The sequence below is a fragment of the Chryseobacterium phosphatilyticum genome (assembly GCF_002899825.2).
Classification (GTDB): Bacteria; Bacteroidota; Bacteroidia; order Flavobacteriales; family Weeksellaceae; genus Chryseobacterium; species Chryseobacterium phosphatilyticum.
Genome location: NZ_PPED02000002.1, coordinates 948,295 through 970,031 on the forward strand (window position 1 = coordinate 948,295; position 21,737 = coordinate 970,031).

16 protein-coding genes and 1 pseudogene are annotated in these 21,737 nt (G+C 35.2%); 12 read left to right on the forward strand and 5 right to left on the reverse strand.

Annotated features, from left to right (window positions below):
* Position 1 precedes the first annotated feature (1 nt).
* A complete protein-coding gene (locus C1631_RS11415; RefSeq protein WP_109712376.1) occupies positions 2-1,198 on the forward strand; it encodes an exo-beta-N-acetylmuramidase NamZ family protein in 1,197 nt (398 codons plus the stop codon).
* Here C1631_RS11415 and C1631_RS11420 read toward each other — a convergent pair whose 3' ends face one another.
* Genes C1631_RS11420 through C1631_RS11430 form a run of 3 tightly spaced genes read right to left on the reverse strand, consistent with a single transcriptional unit; the run spans position 1,199 to position 3,214 of the window.
* The gene (locus C1631_RS11420; RefSeq protein WP_065398796.1) at positions 1,199-1,405 is read right to left on the reverse strand and encodes a hypothetical protein; all 207 of its coding nucleotides are present in this window, start codon (positions 1,403-1,405) and stop codon (positions 1,199-1,201) included.
* Between the two features lie 4 nt (positions 1,406-1,409).
* Positions 1,410-2,030, reverse strand: coding sequence for a DUF3575 domain-containing protein (locus C1631_RS11425; protein ID WP_109712192.1), 621 nt, complete (start codon positions 2,028-2,030; stop codon positions 1,410-1,412).
* Between the two features lie 8 nt (positions 2,031-2,038).
* Positions 2,039-3,214: a thioredoxin family protein gene (locus C1631_RS11430; protein WP_109712194.1), complete on the reverse strand. Its 1,176-nt coding sequence runs from the start codon at positions 3,212-3,214 to the stop codon at positions 2,039-2,041.
* Between the two features lie 287 nt (positions 3,215-3,501).
* Here C1631_RS11430 and C1631_RS11435 point away from each other — a divergent pair, with 287 nt between their 5' ends.
* The 4 genes and pseudogenes from C1631_RS11435 (at position 3,502) to C1631_RS11450 (ending at position 7,573) form a co-directional block, all read left to right on the forward strand.
* Positions 3,502-4,611, forward strand: a complete 1,110-nt coding sequence (locus C1631_RS11435; protein WP_103248300.1) for a helix-turn-helix domain-containing protein — start codon at positions 3,502-3,504, stop codon at positions 4,609-4,611.
* 160 nt (positions 4,612-4,771) lie between these two features.
* Positions 4,772-5,791, forward strand: a complete 1,020-nt coding sequence (locus C1631_RS11440) for an alpha/beta hydrolase (protein ID WP_109712196.1) — start codon at positions 4,772-4,774, stop codon at positions 5,789-5,791.
* Positions 5,792-5,803: 12 nt separating this feature from the next.
* A complete protein-coding gene (locus C1631_RS11445; protein WP_109712198.1) occupies positions 5,804-6,475 on the forward strand; it encodes a hypothetical protein in 672 nt (223 codons plus the stop codon).
* Positions 6,476-6,667: 192 nt separating this feature from the next.
* A pseudogene (locus C1631_RS11450) lies at positions 6,668-7,573 on the forward strand (alpha/beta hydrolase).
* 42 nt (positions 7,574-7,615) lie between these two features.
* On the opposite strand, the gene C1631_RS11455 reads toward C1631_RS11450, so the two are convergent.
* Positions 7,616-9,019: a S41 family peptidase gene (locus tag C1631_RS11455; RefSeq protein WP_103248297.1), complete on the reverse strand. Its 1,404-nt coding sequence runs from the start codon at positions 9,017-9,019 to the stop codon at positions 7,616-7,618.
* 307 nt (positions 9,020-9,326) lie between these two features.
* Here C1631_RS11455 and C1631_RS11460 point away from each other — a divergent pair, with 307 nt between their 5' ends.
* The 5 genes from C1631_RS11460 to C1631_RS11480 all read left to right on the forward strand — a co-directional run bounded on the left by C1631_RS11460 (position 9,327) and on the right by C1631_RS11480 (position 19,144).
* Positions 9,327-10,937, forward strand: a complete 1,611-nt coding sequence (locus C1631_RS11460; RefSeq protein WP_228441175.1) for a sensor histidine kinase — start codon at positions 9,327-9,329, stop codon at positions 10,935-10,937.
* Between the two features lie 114 nt (positions 10,938-11,051).
* Positions 11,052-13,637, forward strand: coding sequence for a zinc-dependent metalloprotease (locus tag C1631_RS11465; protein WP_109712202.1), 2,586 nt, complete (start codon positions 11,052-11,054; stop codon positions 13,635-13,637).
* A 6-nt stretch (positions 13,638-13,643) separates the two neighbouring features.
* Positions 13,644-16,973, forward strand: a complete 3,330-nt coding sequence (locus C1631_RS11470) for a SusC/RagA family TonB-linked outer membrane protein (protein ID WP_109712204.1) — start codon at positions 13,644-13,646, stop codon at positions 16,971-16,973.
* A gap of 12 nt (positions 16,974-16,985) precedes the next feature.
* Positions 16,986-18,305 carry a RagB/SusD family nutrient uptake outer membrane protein gene (locus tag C1631_RS11475; protein WP_103248302.1) on the forward strand — a complete coding sequence of 440 codons (1,320 nt, stop codon included), beginning with the start codon at positions 16,986-16,988 and terminating at the stop codon, positions 18,303-18,305.
* Between the two features lie 74 nt (positions 18,306-18,379).
* On the forward strand, positions 18,380-19,144 hold the full coding sequence (locus tag C1631_RS11480) for a LytR/AlgR family response regulator transcription factor (protein WP_109712206.1): 765 nt from the start codon (positions 18,380-18,382) through the stop codon (positions 19,142-19,144).
* Between the two features lie 26 nt (positions 19,145-19,170).
* On the opposite strand, the gene C1631_RS11485 is transcribed toward C1631_RS11480, so the two are convergent.
* Positions 19,171-20,925: a helix-turn-helix domain-containing protein gene (locus C1631_RS11485; RefSeq protein WP_109712208.1), complete on the reverse strand. Its 1,755-nt coding sequence runs from the start codon at positions 20,923-20,925 to the stop codon at positions 19,171-19,173.
* A 205-nt stretch (positions 20,926-21,130) separates the two neighbouring features.
* On the opposite strand from C1631_RS11485, the gene C1631_RS11490 reads away from it, so the two are divergent.
* Positions 21,131-21,358 carry a hypothetical protein gene (locus tag C1631_RS11490; protein ID WP_123966665.1) on the forward strand — a complete coding sequence of 76 codons (228 nt, stop codon included), beginning with the start codon at positions 21,131-21,133 and terminating at the stop codon, positions 21,356-21,358.
* Between the two features lie 185 nt (positions 21,359-21,543).
* The gene (locus C1631_RS24040) at positions 21,544-21,687 is read left to right on the forward strand and encodes a hypothetical protein (RefSeq protein WP_165828277.1); all 144 of its coding nucleotides are present in this window, start codon (positions 21,544-21,546) and stop codon (positions 21,685-21,687) included.
* Positions 21,688-21,737: the final 50 nt, after the last annotated feature.

The following is a 21,737-nucleotide window of genomic DNA, read 5'->3' on the forward strand; positions in this document are numbered from 1 at the left end:
TATGAATTTAGATTTCAAAATTAAAAATTTACTTCTTATTTGCCTAATTTTTTTAGGAGTATTCAATCAATATTATTCTCAGATTCAAGTTCAACCGGATTTCAAAACCGGAGCAGACCAACCTGAAATGTATTTACCCTTACTAAAGAATAAAACCGTGGGAGTTGTCACGAATCAAACAGGACTCATGGGTGACAAAACGCATCTTGTCGATTTTTTAGTAAAGAATAATATTAAGATCAAAGCTATTTTTGCTCCGGAACATGGTTTCAGAGGAGATGCAGATGCAGGGGCCAAAGTGAAAAACGGAGTAGACATTAAAACAGGAATCCCGATTGTTTCTTTGTATGGCAATAATAAAAAACCAAAACCTGAACAATTGAAAGATATTGATATTGTGATTTTTGATATTCAGGATGTGGGGGTAAGATTTTATACCTATATTTCTACTTTAACTTACCTGATGGAAGCTGGTGCTGAAAATAATGTTGAGGTGATGGTTCTGGATCGTCCCAATCCACATGACGGATATACTGACGGACCTGTTTTAAAAAAGAAATGGGCAAGTTTTGTGGGAATGCATGAAGTACCTGTAGTATATGGGCTGACTATTGGTGAATATGGAAAAATGGTCAATGGTGAAAAGTGGCTTAAAAATGGTGTTCAGGCTAAATATACTCTTATTCCAATGAAGAACTACCATAAGAAACTACGCTATCCGATTTTAGATAAACCTTCTCCAAATTTACCGAATGATAAAGCTATTAATCTATATCCAAGTCTGTGTTTTTTTGAAGGAACCCAGGTTTCTGTAGGAAGAGGAACAGAGCTTCCGTTTCAGATCTATGGCTCTCCATGGACAGAGAATCTACCTTACCAGTTTACTCCTAAACCAAGTTATGGTGCAAAAGATCCTTTCCTTAATGGAAAATTGTGCTATGGTGAAAATCTTTCAAATTATCCTAAAGATTTGAGAGAGCTTAATCTCGAATGGATAATCAAAGCATATAAAAATTATAAAAACTCACAACAGGATTTCTTTCTGAAAAACCTGTGGTTTGATACGCTTTCCGGAACTGATGAATTCAGAAAACAAATTATTGCAGGGAAATCAATTCCGGAGATTAAAGCTTCATGGAAAACAGATCTTGATCGTTTTGAAAAGATCAGAACCAAATATGTAGTCTATGAGAACTAATTAATCAAAATTCTGGGGTGGATTTTTATCATTTTTCCCCTTGTTTAAGATGAAAAGTCCTATAGTTAAACCAACAACTCCTGCGAAAGCAGTCAGTAAGGCTCTTTGTAATTTATCTGGCAGATCATTTCCTAGATAATTCATTAAAAAAAGGATTACAAAAGTGATGACAGAAATGATAATATGATTTTTTCCGAAAGGTTTCATTGGACTATTTTAGTTTGTAAGAAATCATTATACCTCCTCTGTAAGGAATAATTTCCCCACTTCTGTTCAGACCTTCAGGTTTATCATAACGTTGTCCTGTTGTTTGGTCATACCCCTTGTAAAAGCTTTGTGCTGTGCCCACAGTTGCATATACATCAAGATTCCAACGGTCTGAAAGCTGGAATTGGTAACCCCCGGTAATACCAAGCATTACAGAAAATCCTTTCTGATAAATATTAGATGTCACAAAGCTTTCTCCATTATCATTTACATAAATATCATCATTCCAATAATTCCATTTTTGAGCGTTAAAGGCTGCGAGAGCAAGATTAGCTCCAACATACCAATGTTTGAAAGCTTCTTTAAAGTAATATCTTCCTTCAACAGAAGCAGAATAAAACTGAAGTTTGTGCCCTGCAAAAGACTTCCATGGCGAAATAAAAACATCTCCCTGTATTGTATATTTAGGGCTGATTTGTTTTTCGATTCCTGCATTTAAAATTCCGATGGGAATAAACAAAGCATTACCTTTTATATATAAACTTTTATCTTGTCCTTGTTCCTGTGCATTGATCGTTCCTACAGATAAGAAAGCCAATACGGCTGTTAATAATTTATATTTCATTCGAAGTGTTATTTTATTTGCTTTAGTAGTTCGTCTGCTAATTTTGAGTCTTTGTTGGCCTGAACTGCCATATTTTTAGACATTTCTGCATAGTTTTTTGCTATTTCTTTATTTCCGGTAAGGAAGTAAAGCTTGGCAAGAATGTAAGTGTTTTCGGAAGTTTCTCCCCTCATTACAGACTTTTCTGCCCATTCTGTAGCTTTTTTTAATGATGATGGGTTTTTGATATGATCAGCAAATACCCATGATGCTCTCAATAATTCGTTGGGCTCAAAGGTATCAGGATTTTTATAATAATCCAACGCAGCTTTTTCATATTCCGGAAAGTTAGCATTTACTTCATAATAGCTAAGTTTTGTTTGATTGAGTTTTGTAGTTGCAGCTTCTTTGCCTACTAAAGGTTCAGCAACTTTCATGAAGTACTCATCATTGATTCTTTTATTCTTATCATCAATAGCTTGTTCTACTATTTTTGATAATTTTATTTGTGCATCAAATTCTTTATAGGTTTCTTCCGGAAGATATTTAATGATGTCTGCCTTTCTGGATATAAAGGTGGCATAATTGGTATCCTCAGTTGATTTTAAGAAATATAACAAAAAGCCGATTTCCTCTTTTGATAGTTCTTCGGTTTTCTTTTTATTCTCAAAATATCTTTCAGAAGCTCTTTTTGCAAATTCATAATCAGTGGTAGAATTCAGTTTCATAATATTGATCAGGAATTCCGGATCTTTTTCTCCACTTGCAAATTTATCTTTAAGAGATCCTTTTTTATTGCCGGGTGAATTGATGTCCTGAGCCATTGCGACAAAAAGGCTTTCTTCCATATACCCTGTATTTCGTGATACAAGGTCTCCTTCACCATTGAGGAAAAGATAAGTAGGGTAAGAACGAACTCCGAACTTAGCGGCAATTTCCCTTCCTTCTCCTTTTTCCATGTCAAATCTTGCATTGATGAAATTGGTGTTGTAATAATCTCCAACAGACTTTTTGTTGAATACATTATGTTCCATCATTTTACATGGACCACACCATGAAGCATAAGCATCGATAAAAACCAATTTTTTTTCCTTTTTGGCTTTAGCGATAATATCCTTGTATGGTAGTTCCTGAAATTGGATGGCTTCCTGAGCAGAAGTAATGACGGCGCAAAAAATAGATATCCCGGAGATGATCTTCTTCATTTCAAATAAGATTTGTGAGCGAAGATAATTAATTTTCGAAATATAAAATGCTGAATCTACCGTTTGTATACCTATATTAACTAATTTTAAGACTTAAGGCTTATTACTGCGATCGTAGAGTTTTTTAATAAAACATATTAAATTAATTGTATTATGTGTCGTTAAAAAAATAAATCTTTAAATAATTCATAATTTGTTCTTGTAATATTGAAAATTTATTGAATTTTCACATCAGAATTATATTTACTTTTGTTGGGAAAAATATTTAAATCAAAAATTATAGCTGGATGCTTTACTTGTCAGGTGTTTTTCTCGCTTTTTTTCTGTCTTTTCTTTTGGTTACAAAAAGAAACAAAAATACCGCTGATTATATTCTGGCAATGTGGCTTTTTGTGATCGGACTGAATCTAGCCGGACATTACTTACTGCTTACAAAGCAGTACACTCAATACCCTTCCTTGACTTTTCTTGGTTTTACACTTCCTGTAATTTACGGACCGTTTTTATATATTTATGTCCGAAAGCAAACTTCACCCCGACCTTTTTCATGGAAATATTTTCTGCACTTTATTCCCTTTTTACTATGTAACTTTTTGTTCGTTTCATTTTATGGAGCCCCTTTTGATAGGAGAGTAGAAATATTTAAGCAGCACGGGAGCGGATTTGAAACCGAAATGCTTCTCCGGCTGTATTTGATTTATATTTCAGGAATTGTTTATGTAATTTTCTCTTTCTGGACCTTGTATCAATTCAGGAAAAATATGGTTCAGCAGTTTTCCAACACGGAAAAGATTAATTTTAACTGGTTGCTCTACCTTATTATATGGATTGCTCTGATCTGGGGACTGGTATTATTTGTTGATACCAATATAATTTACGGAGCAGTAGCCGTATTTATTGTATGGCTTGGCTACTTTGGTATAAAACAGGTACAGGTTTTCAATCAACCGGCGCTTGCCGTTGTTGCACATCAGATAAAAACGGATGTCGTTATCGAAATTCAAAAAGAAGAACTTGCTTCTGATGAAAAGAAATATCAAAAATCAGGGCTTACAGAAAATAGTATTGCTGATATTCATATGAGATTGCTTCATCTTCTCACTGATGAAAAGCCATTTGTGAATCCAAACCTTACACTTAATGAATTGGCAGACATGTTAAAAGTTCATCCTAATTATCTTTCACAGGTGATCAATTCTAAAGAAGGCAAAAACTTTTATGAGCTTATTAATGAGAAAAGAATTGAAGAATTTTTAAGAAAAATTTCACAACCTGAAAGTAAGCAATATACTTTACTTTCTATAGCTTTTGAATGTGGCTTTAATTCCAAAACATCTTTCAACAGAAACTTTAAAAAATACACCGGAGTTACCCCAAGTGAGTATCAGAAGAACTGATATTCGGGTTTCATCTTTCAGGGAGAAGGTTTCAATATCTATATGTGATTTATAATCAATCTATTGTGTTTTTGAGCTTTTGAGTTTCAACTTTCCTGATGGAGCGCATTGCTTTTGGGAATGATGAATCTTTGCATCATAATTTTTAAACCTAAAAAGTATGATTGCTTTTACACAAAAAAATACAGCAATGGCTGTTTTTATGATGCTTTCCATCTTATTTTCCTGCACAGATGGACGAACTATTGACGAGCCGGGAAACCTGGTTCCTAAAACTGTTGACCAGGATTCTTCCATTCCTTCAATTTCTATTAATGGAGCACAACTTCACGCTGAAGCATTTGGTCCTGAAAACGGGACAATAATTATAGCACTTCATGGCGGCCCCGGAGGAGATTATCGTTACCTTCTTAATTGTAAAAATCTTGCAGATCTTGGCTTCAGGGTTGTATTTTATGATCAGCGTGGTTCGGGGCTTTCCCAACGTTTCTCCGGGCAGTCTTACCTATCTTTGGGAGCTGGTGTTACGGATTTGATGTATGACGAATTACATACTATAATTGCACATTATCGTAAAAATCCCGAGCAGAAAGTTGTCCTGTTAGGACATTCCTGGGGAGGGATGCTGGCTTCCGGATACGCCGGAAAATATCCCAATGATATAAAGGGACTTATCGTTTGTGAACCGGGAGGGCTCGTGTGGGATGATGTTAAGGATTATGTGAAAAAATCAAGATCATTCAAACTATGGAGTGAGATCCTTAATGATGTTACCTATCTTGATCAGTTTATCTCGGGAAAAGAGGATCAGCATGAAATTCTTGATTATAAAATGACCATGCTTGCTTCAAAAAATAGTATTACCGGAGAAGGTGATTTTGATCCGGGGATAAGCTGGAGGAGTGGTGCTGTTATTATGGACGCACTTTTTGACAGCGGTGACAGATATCAACTTGATTTTTCCAAAGGGCTTCAGTACTTCCATGCACCTGTTTTATTCTTGTATAGCGAAAGAAATAAAGCTTATCCTGACTCCTGGGCTCAAAAGATATCTTCTAAATATAAGGATGTAACCAAAGTAAAAGTTTCGGGTGTGGGCCATGACGGAATAATTACGAATACAAATGTCTGGAATAGTCAAACAAAGCCTGAAATCATCACTTTTATAAACGGTCTTTAAAACACAAAAATCATGAGAAAATATTATATAGTATCCGTATTCATTGTAATACTGACAACCTCTTCATTGGCTTCACAAACAGTAAATTGGTCAACTCTGAATAATAAAGAAAAACATAGGGTGAATGCCAATATAGGCACTGAATATGGTGTGGTTTTCGGATTGGGTTATGGTTATACAATTAATAACAGATTATTTCCGATCATCATAGGTAGCGAACTTTCTGTCCCTTCGGGGAATACTTTACTGGATGATTTTAAAATAAAAGCAGGCGCTAATGTACGATGGTTAACAGTCCATGATATTCAATTTTCTACAAGAGTTCAGGGAATTTTCAGAAGATTTGAAAATGAAAATGTTACCATTGCCAATTTTGGTTTGGATATGGCAGGTGTTATTGGTTATTACAGGCCAAGATGGTTCGCGGGAATAGAGGTAGGTTTTGATAAAGCTATAGTCAGCCATTTTCAGCACTCTGAACATTATAAAGAAATATATCCGGAAGTCAAGAATGGTTGGTATGAACCTGCAACAGGAGGAAACTTTTATTATGGGCTACAGGGTGGGTACTCATTTCCACATCAGGATGTGTATCTTAAATTGGGAAATATTGTTTCACAGGATTTTACAACCAAACCTCAACTGCCTTTTCTCGTTCAGGTTGGCTATAATTATAAATGGTAGTTTTTGCTATGTTGGTGGCAAAAATATCAAAACTTACATTTTTGTTCGTTGCATACAATCAATGGTATGTTTGGATATTGTTGATATATCATTTAGATTTAAAGATATAAACCATAAAGCCTTTATTATTTGGCTTTTAAAATAATTTTTACAATGGATTTTCAAAGAATTGATAATCACTTACAGGCCAGCATGAATAAAGTTCCGTACTCACTGGATATTGATCCGTATTTATTTTTGAATACCCCTGAAATTATTCAACAGGAAAGAAAAGAATCTGCAAAAAATAATTTTATAAAGCAGCCTGAGCATATTACTGTAAAAGATATTTTTATACCCAGTTCGGTAGATGGTACTGAGATAAGGCTGCATGTTTATCAGCCTGAAGGATTCAACCGTGACCGGGTGCTGATCTATTTTCACGGAGGAGGATATGTTTTTGGTCTTCCGGAGCAAGTCGATGATCAGATGTTTGAAATTGCAGATCAGCTGAATGCTACAATTATTTCCGTAGATTATAGGCTGGCTCCCCAATATCGTTTTCCTATTCCTATTTTGGATGGTTTTGATGCTTTGCAATGGGCTATTGCGTACGGTGAGGCTCAGTTAGGTATTAACCCTGTTTCTTTTACTGTATTTGGAGCAAGCGCATGAGGGCATCTTGCTGCAGCAGTTACTCAGATGGCTGCAGATCAGGGGATTCATCATATTCAACATCAATTCTTATTGTATCCCGTTATTCATAATAAATTGAATACAGCATCCATGGAAGAATTTACAGACATACCATTATGGAATAAAAAATATGCTCAGACTGCCTGGCTTCATTTTTTAGGGGAAGAAAACAAGAACAAAAGTATCAGGTACTCAGATTTAACTTTTTATGACAATTTTTCGAAAATACCGCAAACAACAATTGTTGCCTGTGAACTGGATCCTTTAAGAGATGAAGATATAGAATTTTCCCAACTTTTGTATCAGGCGGGTGTAAAGACCGAGTTATGGGTAATTCCCGGAGCACTGCATGTTTTTGATCTTTTTGATTCTCCTCTGAATGATGAATATAAAGACTTCCTTATGAATAGACTTTTTCAATAAAAAAAATCTAAAAACGAGAAAATTAATGTAAAAACTACCTCTTTAGAGGTGGTTTTTTTTGACACTGTTTAATCGTAATAATAGACCTTCCACTATTTCGTCATGATCATCCAATAAATGATCAGTGATAGCAATATCGGGTACAACTCCTTTCAGATGTTCATCACCGTCTGGTCGTATGATATAACCTTTAGGAACTTTAACGTTAATTTTTGTTTCCGGAAGTTGAAATGAAAACTGGGAAGCGTAAAGGGTGGGAGTATCTCCTGTTTCTTCCCCGACGATGGTTCCAAACTTATAATCCTGAATCAATGCGGCGCTTACTGCTGCCATAGAATATGTTTGACGGTTTATCAGTATGTAGATTTTTCCCTTAAATCTTTTAGATTGCTCCATAGGCTGCTGTGCAGGCAGATCAACTGGAATAATATCCCCATCTTTTCCTTTAAGAATAGTTTGAGCGAAAGAACTGAGTGTATCATTGCTTTTTTTTGTATAATCCTTCAAAATAGCACTCGTTTTTATTGAAAATCGGGAATACCATTTAAAAGGTTTTGATGCAAAATATGAAATGAGATAATCGCTGTAATCATTATCTCCGCCAGGATTATTTCTCAAATCAATAATAAGGTTACGGGTTTGGTTATTTCTGATTTTATCAAATGTACTATCAATGTATTTTTTGAAGAGATAGAGACCATCAGGATCAGCACTGCTTAAAAATCCGGGTTTGAGGTAAGCTGTTTTCCCATAGAATTTCAGAATCTTTTGGGGATTGAGAATCTCTCCATTTCTTTTTTCTTCATATTCCATTACGGAAATTGAGTTTAGTCTGGTAATAAATATCTGATTTTTATTGTTTTTTATTTCCAGATCCCAAAAATTTTTCTTTCCATAGTGCTGGAACCAAAGTCTGGGGAAAGACCAGAATTCTATTTTTGCATTTTTAAAATAAGACCTTTCAGCAGAAATCAAGGGATAGACTTTTTTTATGAGATCCCTTACAGGAACTTTGTCAATACTCAATAGCTGATCTCCAATAGCTGCTTTATTATTGGATGAAAAATTTTTTCGGATGAACGTTCTGTTATTCTCAAAAGCCAACTCAAGTGGAAAAAGCGTTCCTCCCTCTTGGGCATATTGAATATAGGAGCCGGCAGGAAAATCTATTTCGCAATGTCCTGTATTTGAAAAGCTTGTCAGATTCTGATATAAGGAGACGGTTTCAATAAAGCTCATAGAATCTTTGATTCCGGATTTTAGAGAATAAAATAAGCGGTCATATGCTTGCTTATCTTGATACGCATAAAGATTATAGTGTGTATCCTGCAATGAATGATATAGGAAATCGAAATCCTGTTCCACTGTTTTTTTTGAAAACCTTTGCCCGGAAATTCCAATATTGATTAACAAACAGAAAATAAAATAAAAGACCCTACATTCCATATTATTTGATGTTTAAAAGAGAGCTATATAATAAGTAGACCGTTTTAACTGATAAAATATTACATGTAAGTAAGCAAAAAACTTGGATAGAGATGTCAAAACTTACCTGTTCAAATGTTTTTTTTACCCTATTTTTTAGGGTTTGTTGTTTTTTTATCTGAGAAATCGCCTTTTTACTGGTTGTTCCGGATATAAATAATTCACTTTTTGGTCCTGAAATATTTGTTGTATTTTTGCGCCCTAATCAATTACCTCTTAAAGAACTAGATCAAAAAAGTAACATTTAAGGAAATGTTGCTGATTTCTTTTGAAGGAAAATAACACTCCATACAATTTGGCTATTACTTTTAAACAAGCCTTATCACAAAAATCTGTTTATATCGCCGCCTTGTCCGCCTGTTTAATTGCAGTTGCGGCATTTGCTGTTTTAAGCTTTTTAATCACCCGGGACAGTAGGAAAAATACTGAAGATTTTGCCAGAAAAACTTTTGTTCGCAAGTATGAATCGGTAGAAAATGAATTTAGAAATATTGAAGATTATCAATATTTACTTCGTGCATTGATCCAGAAAGACGGGTTGAAAAACTATAAGGATTACTCTTCTGTTTTAAATGACTTAAACAAAAAACGTAATCTTTTAGCGTATAGCTGGTATTACTACTATAATAGTACTTCCGGTACATCCGAGAGTAATAGTTCTTTATCTTACATTTTTAAAGAGAACAGGCACCAGGAAAAGACTATTACTTTAAAAAATAACGGCCCCGGACATTTTAAAGATCTTTTGATAACCCGTAAAGACAGTTTATATTGGATGAGCTATGATTCTCTCATACTTCCCGACAAAAATATGCTGTTTTACGGATCTACAGTGAGTCTTGACGATCTGCATCAGTATTTTACCAATGTGGATAAAAGTTCCAATACCTATGCCTATGTTTTTACCAAAGAAGGCGTTTGTATTACTCATCCCGAGAAAAAATATTTAGGTAAGAATGTTTTTGACTTTACGGATATCAAGCCACAAGATACTTTATGCAGTACAACAAAATCCGGATATACAGAGGGAATTGCAACTTCTGAATATCTTGGAGTCGAAGTAACCCGATTTATAAAACCATTAAAGACCGATAATTTTGATGGGTACACCGTGGTGAATCATGTCAATTTTATTATCGATGAGAATGTATATAAAGTAAAAACATATACTACCTACATTTTTCTTGCTGCACTGTTTCTTATTGTTGCCGTTTTTATTTTATTTCAAAGGTTTGCCAATATCGCCCATAAAGAAAAAGAAAAGATACAGTCTGAGAAAAATTTACTGTTGATAGAAAATGAGAAGATGCACAAAGCAGAAGTGATTAATCAGCTTCAACAACTTAAAAATAATATCAATCCCCATTTTCTTTTCAATTCACTCAATTCACTTTATATGTTGATTGGTATTCATAAAGAGAATGCTCAGAAATTTACAATGAATCTTTCCAAGATCTATAGGTATCTTATTGTTCCTCCGAAAGAAAATATTGTTCCGGTTTCTCAGGAAATTCAATTTATACAGCAGTATATGGAGCTTCTTAAAAGTAGATTTGACGAAGAAATGACTTTTAACATGATCATCAATAATGAGAAAAGCCTGAAAAGAAGAATGCCTTATTTGTCTCTTCAGATTGTCATAGAAAATGCTGTAAAACATAATATTGCCACTATAGATCAGCCATTAGAAATTATTATTATAGTAGAGGATCATGGGATTATTGTAAAAAACACATGGCAGCCCAAAACGGAGTCTGTTCAAGGTGAAAAATTCGGGATTGATTATTTGAATCAAATTTATGAGTATTTTAAAATTAATTCTCTTAATATTTCTGTAGATGGTGAATATTTTATATGCTTTTTACCTTTATTGGAATGAAATTAAAAAAAGCCACTCACTCCCAAAAACTAACCTCTCACTCCCTAATAATACCCATATTATTTCCTGTACCTATAGCTTTGCCAGCTGAAACTAAGATATTTACTATTTGGAATGAATCGGACTATTTTAATGAAGAATTACAGACTAGCACTGTACTTAGGACTTGCAATGGCCTCACCGATGGCAATAGCACAGAAAAAAGATACAGTAAAAGTCAACAAAGACAAAATTGATAAAACAGAAACTTCATCATCAAAGAAGACCAAAAAAATTGATGACCTGATCAAAAAAGGAACTTATAAAAAAGGACTTTTTAATACGATCCAGGTAAAAACTGATGTTTATTTTGAAATTCCTGACAGCCTGATGGGACGCCAGTTTTTGGTTGTTAATAAACTGTCTCAGGTACCAATGCAGGTAAACGAAGCCGGTTTGAATAAGGGAATGAATTATGAAAATAAAATCATCTCTTTTCACCGTGATAACGTGGCCAAAAAGGTCTGGGTGAAAACTTCTGACGTGAAGGTGTCTTCCCCTAAGAATGACGCGATTACAAAATCTGTAAAAGACAACTTTTCAGAATCTGTGATTGAAGTTTTTGATATTGAGGCTCAAAATAATGACTCTACATCGGTAGCGATTAAAGTAAACAAAGTCTTTGACGGTAATCAGAAAAGCTTTAATGATGTATTGGCAAATGTGGGACTCGGAGGATCTGTAAAATCAAGTCTTTCCTACATCGAAGGAGTAAAGACATTTCCTCAAAACCTTGTGGTAAAATCTCAACTGACTACTTCTGTCAATGAAGGAGGAGTAGATTTGCCGGTAACATTAGGGGTAACCACAAATTTGGTATTGCTTTCAAAAACGCCTATGAAACCAAGAATTTTAGATTCGAGGGTAGGGTTCTTCAGTGAAAAGCACTGGGCGTTCAATGACCGTCAGCAGAAAATGGATGAGAAATTCTTCATTACCAGATGGAACCTTGAACCTAAAGACGAAGACAAAGAAAAATATCTGAGAGGAGAGCTGGTAGAGCCCAAAAAACAAATTGTTTATTATATAGACCCTGCTACCCCGAAACAATGGCGTGAAAAAATTATTGCCGGAGTGTATGACTGGCAGGCTGCATTTGAACAGGCTGGTTTTAAAAATGCAGTGATTGCAAAAATGCCGGATGAGAAAGATGAAGATTTTGATATTGATGATGTGAGATATTCTGTGATCACTTATGCTGCCTCTCCTAAGTCGAACGCGATGGGACCGTCAGTAGTGGATCCTAGAAGTGGTGAAATTATTGAGTCAGATATCATCTGGTGGCACAACGTAATGACGTCACTTCAGGAATGGATGAGAATCCAGATAGGACCTATTGACCCGAAGGCGAGAGGAAATAAATTCAGTGACGAGTATATGGGCGAAGCTATTCGTTTTGTGTCCTCTCATGAAGTAGGACATACTTTCGGATTAAAGCATAATATGGGATCTTCTTTTGCATTCCCGGTAGAATCACTTCGTTCGAAAGAATTTACAGATAAAATGGGGGGTACGGCACCCTCTATCATGGATTATGCCCGCTATAACTATGTAGCACAACCTGAAGATGGGGTTACGGCGATCACTCCAAAAATAGGGATTTATGATAAATATGCGATTGAATGGGGTTATCGTTGGTATCCCGATGAATTTACGGAAAAAAAAGCTCTTCGAAGTGCCATAGAAAAACATCAGGATGATCCTCTGTATTTTTATGGGGAACAACAAAGTTATTTGGAAACCATTGATCCTCGCTCACAATCTGAAGATCTGGGGGATGATGCCATGAAAGCCAGTGAATATGGATTGAAAAACCTGAAAATCGTGGTCAATAATCTTTTAAAATGGAGCTATGAAGACGGAAAAGATTATACAGATGCAGGTAAATTATATTTTGGAGTTATCGGACAGTGGGATTTGTATACAGGTCATGTGATGGCAAATGTAGGAGGAATTTATCTTAATAATACTGTTTTTGGTAATAAGAAAAAAGCGTACGAGCCAGTATCGGCAGAAACGCAGAAAAGAGCGGTTGATTACCTTATTAAAAATGTAATCAATCTTCCGGAATGGCTGTTTTTTAATCCAATAACAGAAAAGACTTATCCCGTTAAAAATTCTCCGATGGGGCCATTTGAACAGACTCCTTATACCCTGGCGAGAGGAATGCAATATGCTAACATCTATTCTTTGTTTGTGGATGATCGGTTACTCAGAATTTTGGAAAATGAATTAAAACACGAGGTTTCAGGTTCGAAAGAAGAAATCTATACGGTTGAAAATTTATTTGATCAGGTGAGAGGAGCCGTTTTCAATAAAAAAGGAAATCTGACCATTCTGGAAAAAATGACTCAGAAAAACTATGTGGATGCCCTGATTGTTTCAGTAAATAAATTATTTGAAAAAACAGCAGTAAAAGGATTAAAGGTTGATCAGACATTAAATATCCCAACCATCTGTAATTTCCATGAAGAAGATCACAGCCTGAGAAATATCAATTATTCATCCATGAAAAGAGTATCTGAAGTAACCACTTATAAAAGAGCAGAGCTACAGAAGGTGTTGAACCTTCTGACTGCACGCAGATACAAAGGTGATGATTCTTCAAGAGCTCATTACACAGACTTAATTATTCGAATTGAAGAGGCTTTAAATAAATAATCGGCTATGAAAAAATCTCTAATACTTTTACCTCTTTTGGCAGCTCAGGTTGCCCTTGCTCAGGAAAAGAAAACTATTACCGGAAAAATAGAAGACGGAAATAATTCTACTATAATTACCGGTGCATCTGTGAAAATTGAAACACAGTCCGTTTCTGCCAAAACAGAACTGGAAGGAATTATTGAAAGTGTATCCGTAGGTACTGTAACCGATAAGGATGGGAAATTTATACTGGAAATTCCTGCAGACACAAAATCAGTAACGGTAAGTTTTCCGGGATACGAATCCAGAGTTATTCAGCTCATTGAAGGGAAAACTAATTATACGATAAGACTTACTCCTGAGGTTTCTGATAAGAATAAGATTCAGGAAGTGATCATTACGGGATATCAGAAAATCGAAAAACGTAAGCAGACTTCTGCGGTTTCCACCGTTAAAATGGATGCCATTAACCAGGCCGGTGTTGCCAGTGTTGATCAGATGCTATCAGGGCAGATTGCCGGGGTAGTGGTGACTCCTGAAACAGGAGCGCCGGGAGGTCCTGCGAAAATCCGAATCCGTGGTACAGCTTCTCTATCCGGGCCTCAGGATCCTTTATGGGTAGTGGATGGTTTACCTTTAGAGGGAAATGACGTTCCTAATTTTAGTGATAAAGATAATATTGATCAGCTGCAGAATTTTTCAATAGCAGGATTAAACCCCAATGATATTGAAGATATTACCATCCTGAAAGATGCAGCAGCAACAGCTATTTATGGGGCCAGAGCGGCTAACGGGGTAATTTCTATTACCACAAAAAAAGGTAAAAAAGGGAGTATGAGACTGAATTTTTCAGCAGATACTTTCATTACTTCCCGTCCTGATTTTGATAAGCTTAATCTTTTGAATTCTAACGAAAAAGTAGATCTTGAGCTGATGCTTGCAAAGCGGGCTGATTTAACCTATCGTGCTGACAAAGGAGAAGTAATGAGAATCTTAAACAAAAACAATCAACTTGATGCTTTCAGAGCAGGAGGTTTAGATGCGCTGAATTCAATTACCCGCCAACAGATTGATGGTTTAAGAAGCAATAATACCGACTGGGGAAAGCTGTTATACAGAAATGCCATCAATAAACAATACGGATTAAGTCTTTCAGGAGGGAGTGATCGTTCAGATTATTATTTTTCACTGGGGTATTTTGATGAAGAAGGAACAACTATAGGCACAGGTTTCAAACGATATAACCTGACTTTAAAGAATAATTATAAAATAAGCGATAAATTTAATGCAGGAATCTCTATTTTCGGTACTCAGAGTGAAAAAGAGTCTTTCATGACGGATGCGGATGCAGCTGCCAATCCTATTAATTATTCAAGAAATGCTAATCCTTATCTGACTCCATTCAATGCTGACGGAAGCTACAAATACGATCCGGACATTGATGGGACCAGAGATGCTTATGTTCCTTTCAACTTTTTGGAAGAGCGCTCGAATACAAGCTATACCCTAAAAAATTATTCATTAAAAGGGATCCTTGATTTAGAGTATAAAGCATCGAAGAGCCTTAGATTTACCTCACAGTTAGGTATTCAGTACGATACTAATAAAACCGAGAAGTTTGCGGCTGAAAACACCTATTTTACGAGAAAGATGAGAGAAGGAACCCGTTATTTTAAAAATGGAGTGGCCAATTACTTCTTACCAGTAGGTGGAATAAAGCAAAATTGGAATAACGATTTCTTTCAATACAACTGGAAATTACAAGCGTTGTATAGTACAAGAATTAATTCGGTACATGAGATTGATTTGATGGCCGGAACTGAAATTCGTAAAACAGAAGATAATACTACGGTAACCAGAGCTTTTGGTTTTAATAGCCTTACGAAAACAGGAACCCCGATTATATTTCCAAACTCTGATTTTGCCGGAGATAAAAAATACGAAACGTATCGTGAGATGCCAACTGTAGAGAATGCCTATGCTTCTATGTTTGCTACAGCTTCTTATACCTTCGATCAGAAGTATACGTTTTTCGGAAGTGTGAGATATGATGGTACCAATCTGTTTGGAGTGAATAAAAAGTACAGGTACCTTCCAATCTGGGCTGTTTCAGGATCCTGGCTGGTTTCTAAGGAAAACTTTATGAAGAATATACCTCTTATTTCCAATCTTAGATTAAGAGCTTCCTATGGTTTACAAGGAAATATTGACCGTAATACATCACCTTTTTTCATCGGTGAGTATGGTGAAGCTACCATTCTTCCAGGGCAAAAACATGAAATTATCAATGTACTGACTTCTCCGAACGATAAGCTTCGCTGGGAAAAAACAACCAATGTGAATTTCGGAATTGATATGGGATTGTTTAAAAACCGCATCAGCCTTACCGCTGATGTGTACAACAGAAAAGGTACAGATATGATCAGTATGAGAGAAACTCCTCTTGAAACAGGATTCAATTATACGATGATGAACTGGGGAAGTTTGACAAACAAAGGATTTGAAGTTGCCATATCAACCAGAAATATTGAAAAAGAAAACTTCAAATGGTCTACCACAATTAACTTTGCTCATAATAAGAGTAATGTAATTACGGAGCAGCCTCGTCAGAATTCAATGCTTCCTTCAAGAGAAGGACTTCCTGTAAATGCTGTATTTGCTTTGAAAACTGCAGGAATGGATGAAAACGGAAATCCAATGTTCTGGAAAGGGAATGAAAAGGTGAAGATTGAAGATTTCTTTAAACTGTATGATGTGTATGAGGAGTTCCTTCCAGGGCAGCTGGTAGGTACAAAGCTTACGGCAGAAGAGATGAGAGGTCTTTTTACCTATGTTGGTGACAGGGATCCTAAATTTACAGGAGGTATTATCAACAGCTTTAAAATACATAATTTTGATTTAACTGTTTCAGCAGCTTTCAGCTTTAAGCAGACTGTGATGAGGTCTCCTTCTTACAGAGGAATGGATCTGGACAGAGGTAGAAATTATACAAGGGATATCTATGAAGCGGGAATTTCGCTTCCGGCGATCACCAGCCCTAATATGGAAAACAATCCCGGATGGATGGGAAACAAGTGGCTTACAGACAGTCCGAATAATGCCTATGGGCTTCTTGATATCTGGGCAAAAGAAATCAGTTATTTGAGGATCAGCAGTATCCGTTTAGGATATACACTTCCTAAAGAATTTACCGCTCCTATGGGAATCAGCAGTCTGAGACTGAGTGTTGAAGGGCGTAACCTTTTTGTATTCAGTAACGGATACAAAGGATATTTTGATCCTGAAACGTATGGTAATATTTATGCACAGCCAATTGCCAAATCGGTTACAATCGGCTTTAATGTTTCTTTTTAAAACTTGAGAAAAATGAGAAAAATAACTACATTCATTGCACTGGCTGTAATAAGCTTTAGCAGCATAGGTTGTGACCGTTTTCTGGATATCCAGCCTGAAGGAAAAGTGATTCCGGTTACGGTTGAAGATTACCGGAAAGTACTTACATCTGCATACGCCAAATATCCGATTCATAAATCTTTTACTGCACTTCGTACAGATGAAATAGTGATAGATGAAGATACCAGTGACTTTCCTTACTATCGTGAACTTGCCATGTGGAAGGACAGCAATTATGATGCTGAAACAAAAGAATTTCAGTGGGCTGATTTTTATACCGTAATCTTTTATTTGAATCAGGCAATCAATGAAGGAAGTAAAACGATGAAAGATTCTCCTGAAAAGAATCAGATTTTAGCAGAAGCTTATGCCCTGCGTGCTTATTCCTATTTTGATCTGATTAATTTATATGCAAAACCGTATAGTAGTGCTGCTGCTTCTTCAGACAGAGGAGTTCCGATTACTTTGGAAACGGATATGGAAGCGGTGTTGAAACCGTCTAGCGTACAGGAGGTATACAATCAGATTCATGCGGATATAGAAAAGGCTCAGGGATTGATGACGGAACAGCAACAGGCTGCCGGTGCTAACTATAAGTTTTCAAAAAATGCACTGAAGGCGTTCAGTGCAAGAGTTGCGCTTTATCAGGGTGATTGGAACAAAGCACTCCATGATTCACAAGAATTATTGACAGTAAAAGGGGAACTAAGTAATTTAAATACAAGTAATACAGCACCCAATCATTATGCATCGGTAGAATCTATTCTGGCACTAGACAATCCGTTGAATACCAATATACAAAATGTGATTTTTGCTTCTCCGGAATTGATTTCAAAGTATAATACCATCACCGATAAAAGATTTGGAATCTATTTTGAAAAAAGTAAGAACCGGTATAAAGCGATCAAAGGTGGAAGCAATGACTTCAGGGTGTCTTTCAGAACCGCTGAATTATATTTTATAAAATCTGAATCATTATTAAAGTTAAACAGACTGGCTGAAGCTAAAGAAGCATTGCTTCCGGTTTTAAAAAACAGATATACAGCAGATGGCTATACTGCTGTTCAGAATCAGATCAATGGAATGAATACCACCGATTTCATGAATTTTATATTAGATGAGAGATTCAGAGAATTTGCAATGGAAGGCCACAGATGGTTTGATTTGAGAAGAGCTGACCAGAAAAAAATTATACATACCGTATTAGGCAAAGAGTATATTCTTCAGCAAAATGACCCGAGATATATCATAGAATATCCAATGAGTGCAAAGAAGAATAATCCTAATTTATAACATTTCATATTAACAACCCCTGAAACCGCTTGAACTTAATCGTTCTAGCGGTTTTTTTGTACTTTTGCAGGGTTATGAGAATTGCCATTATAGAAGACGAATTGCTGGCTGTTAATTATCTGAAAAATCTTTTGGATAATCAGAACATTATTCCTGTCACCGAAATCGTTATTCTTCGTTCAAAAAAACAGGCAATTGAATTTTTTGAAAATAATGCTGCTGATCTTATCTTTATGGATATCCATTTGGGTGATGGAATGAGTCTGGAGATCTTTGAGCATGTAGAGTTGTTTACGCCTGTTATTTTCATTACGGCATTTGATGAGTATGCAATGAGGGTGTTCAAACATTTTACCATAGATTACCTTCTGAAACCTTTTGAGGAAACCGATTTGCATAAAGCCTTGCAAAAATTCATTTCAATCCGTAATAATTTTGACCCTGAACCCGTGCTGAAGTCGATGTCTACATTGCATCAGGCTAATGATCAGGAAATGATGAAACGTTTTATGGTGAGAGAAGGGAATAAGTTGAAGTCTATAGATGAACACAATACAGCCTATTTTTTTGCATCGGGAAAATATCTGTTTCTGGCGACCAAGGATCACCAGACCTATATTTATGATGATACCATTAAAGATATTATTCAAAAATTGAATCCACAGATTTTCTTTAAAATAAACCGTAAGTTTATCGTCAATAAGGAATCTGTCACTGAAATTATCAAGCATTCTAGCCAGAAAGTAGAACTTAAGCTTTCTCCTGAACCTGAAGTGAATGCAGAGGTTTTTATCAGCAAAATACAGATTTCCGAATGTCTGAGCTGGCTGAATAGCTGAGGTAGAATCATCCGGAATGGGTAAAGCTAGCCTTCGTTATTGAGACGATTAAGGAAGTAAGTAGGGGGGATATGGTACTTCTCCTGGAAATTTTTTGTAAACGTCTGAGTCGTATTATATCCTGCATTTTCTGCAGTTTTCTGAATGCTGATATATCTTGTCTTGGGTTTGTTTTTCCACTGAGATACAATATGATCCAACCTTAGTTCATTAAGGTATTCATTGAAGCTTTTTTTCTTATAAAAATTAATAATCTTAGATAAATAGACTGTATTGGTTCCACATAGTTTCGCCATTGCGGCAAGTGAAATATTTTTTTTAAGAAACTGTTTTTCTTTTTCAAAATCAGACAATATCTTAAGAACATTTTCAACGATTAATGGGTTGATTCCCAGGTGATCATTAATGATGGAGTCGTCATTTGCACTTTCTGTTATCTCATTTCTGAAAATGGGTTTTTCATTTTGATTTTCAGTGAAATCTTTATTATATAATGGCAAGTACTGTTTTTTGATGAAATATTTTCTACGTAAAAATAGTAAAACTAACATAAGTGTGAGAAATAGACCAATCAGACTAAAATATATAAATCTTTCCCACATAATTTTATCTTTCAGGATTTCCTTTTCCTCATATAACTTTTTGGTATCATATTCTTTGTTTAAAGTAGAATTCAGATATTTATAATCTTTTTCATATGCCTTATCCAGTGTGATAAGTTTGTCTATATATTCCAGCTGTTTATGAGAATCATTTCTTTCCGAATAATAGCGGATGAGCATTTCAAAAGCTGGCCGAAACTTTGGATCTAATTTTTGAGTTTCATTATACTCATGATCAAGCAGCAGGAAATAAGGGAGTGCTTCTTCTTTTTTTTCCATTTTCCAAAGGGACATCCCTATGTAAAATTTATCCGTAAGATGTTTCCATGTGTCACTATATAATCGAATAGCCTCCTGAAGTTTAAAAACTGATGCGCTGTATTTTTTCTGATAATAAAGATCGGTACCCTCAGAAGAGATAAAATAAGCATAATATTCTTTAAAGTCCGGATTGTTTTTTACAAATTCAATTCCTTCCTGAATAAGATCTTTATTGATACGGAAATTTGAAAGGTGGCTGTTTGTTTCTATTAAGGATATTAAAGAATAAAGGTAATAATAAGCATAATGGGTATCTTCGATTTTTTCATGATGTTTTCTGAAGAACGAAACACAATTTGTTAACAATACATGGGCTTCCCGATAAAGTCCCAGATAGGATTTTGTCTGGGCAATTTGATATTCAGCATTATGAATTAAATAGGGGTTTTTGTTTTTTTTTATATAATCATATCCTTTAATAAATGCATCCAGGGCCTTCGGGTAATTTTCATTATTAGCATAGGACATTCCGAGAGACAAATAACTATCACCAATAATATTGTTGTCATTTATCTTTTTGGCAATAATAACGATACTGTCCCCATAAGTAATCTGTTCATTTCCTCTGGTACTGAAGGTAGCGAGAACATAGCCTCTTCTTGTTTTTTCAAAGTTATTTTCTTTCTTCGCCTTTTGTATAAAATGATGAATATATTTCCATTGTTCATCCGGTTTATTTTCCAGATTTTTTATAGCCAGTTCTAAATCAGAATAACTCAGGCTACCGATTGGCTTTTGCATTTTTTGCGAAGATTGTAATGTATAAAATCCTCCAAAAATAAATATAGTAAGAAAAATATACTTCAGGTTATTCATTTTTAATTGTATAGCAGGATAAAAATAAATAATTTTTTCCATTAATGGTGATAAAAATTTAAATTACTCAAAAACAATATGTTATGAATTGTTATTTATGGTTTTATTGTTATTTTTTATTAAAATAGAGTTCTTATTACTGGATATATGATTTTTTTTTTTCGGGATAGTATTGAGATTGCTCTCAGATTTTGTGAATTTCATTTTACGTGTATACATTTCAAAACAGAAAACAAAACTAATTTTTATGGAAAAAGCTAAATTTTATTTTATGCTTGCTTTAGCTTTGGTTATCATGAACTCTTGTACGGATGAGCGTGAACCGGATGTAACCAGCCCTTCTATGCAAAATTCTGAAAAAATATACGAAGGGAAAGTAAATGATTCTGAAGCAACTGAAAATACACAACAGACTTCCGCGGAAGTTTTAAATCCTGTTGTAGAAGATCCAAAGAATATTCCCCCGAAAAAATAAAACGGTTTCGCTGCTGACGAAAATCGTTTTTAAATCAATGAATTTATCAGATGGAGTAATTTGTAGAGTACTATACAGGTGAAACATTTTATAATATCCCTTGCAAGGAAAGTGTGAAAAAAGTCGAAAGAATTATACACTTCAAAAACCATGATTCTACCATCTAATTACTAAAATTAATTAAAATGAAAAATTCAAAATTACAAAACCTGCTGACTAAAATTTCAGGAGACGTGACAACATTGAAAGAAGGAGAATTATCTTCAATAAAAGGTGGAACTGCACCTCTTAATCTGGCATGCAACTCCGGATGCCTGGCTAAGCAATAGAACCTGAAGCTAAAAAAAATTCAAACAGACCGATTGTGTTTAATGTCTCT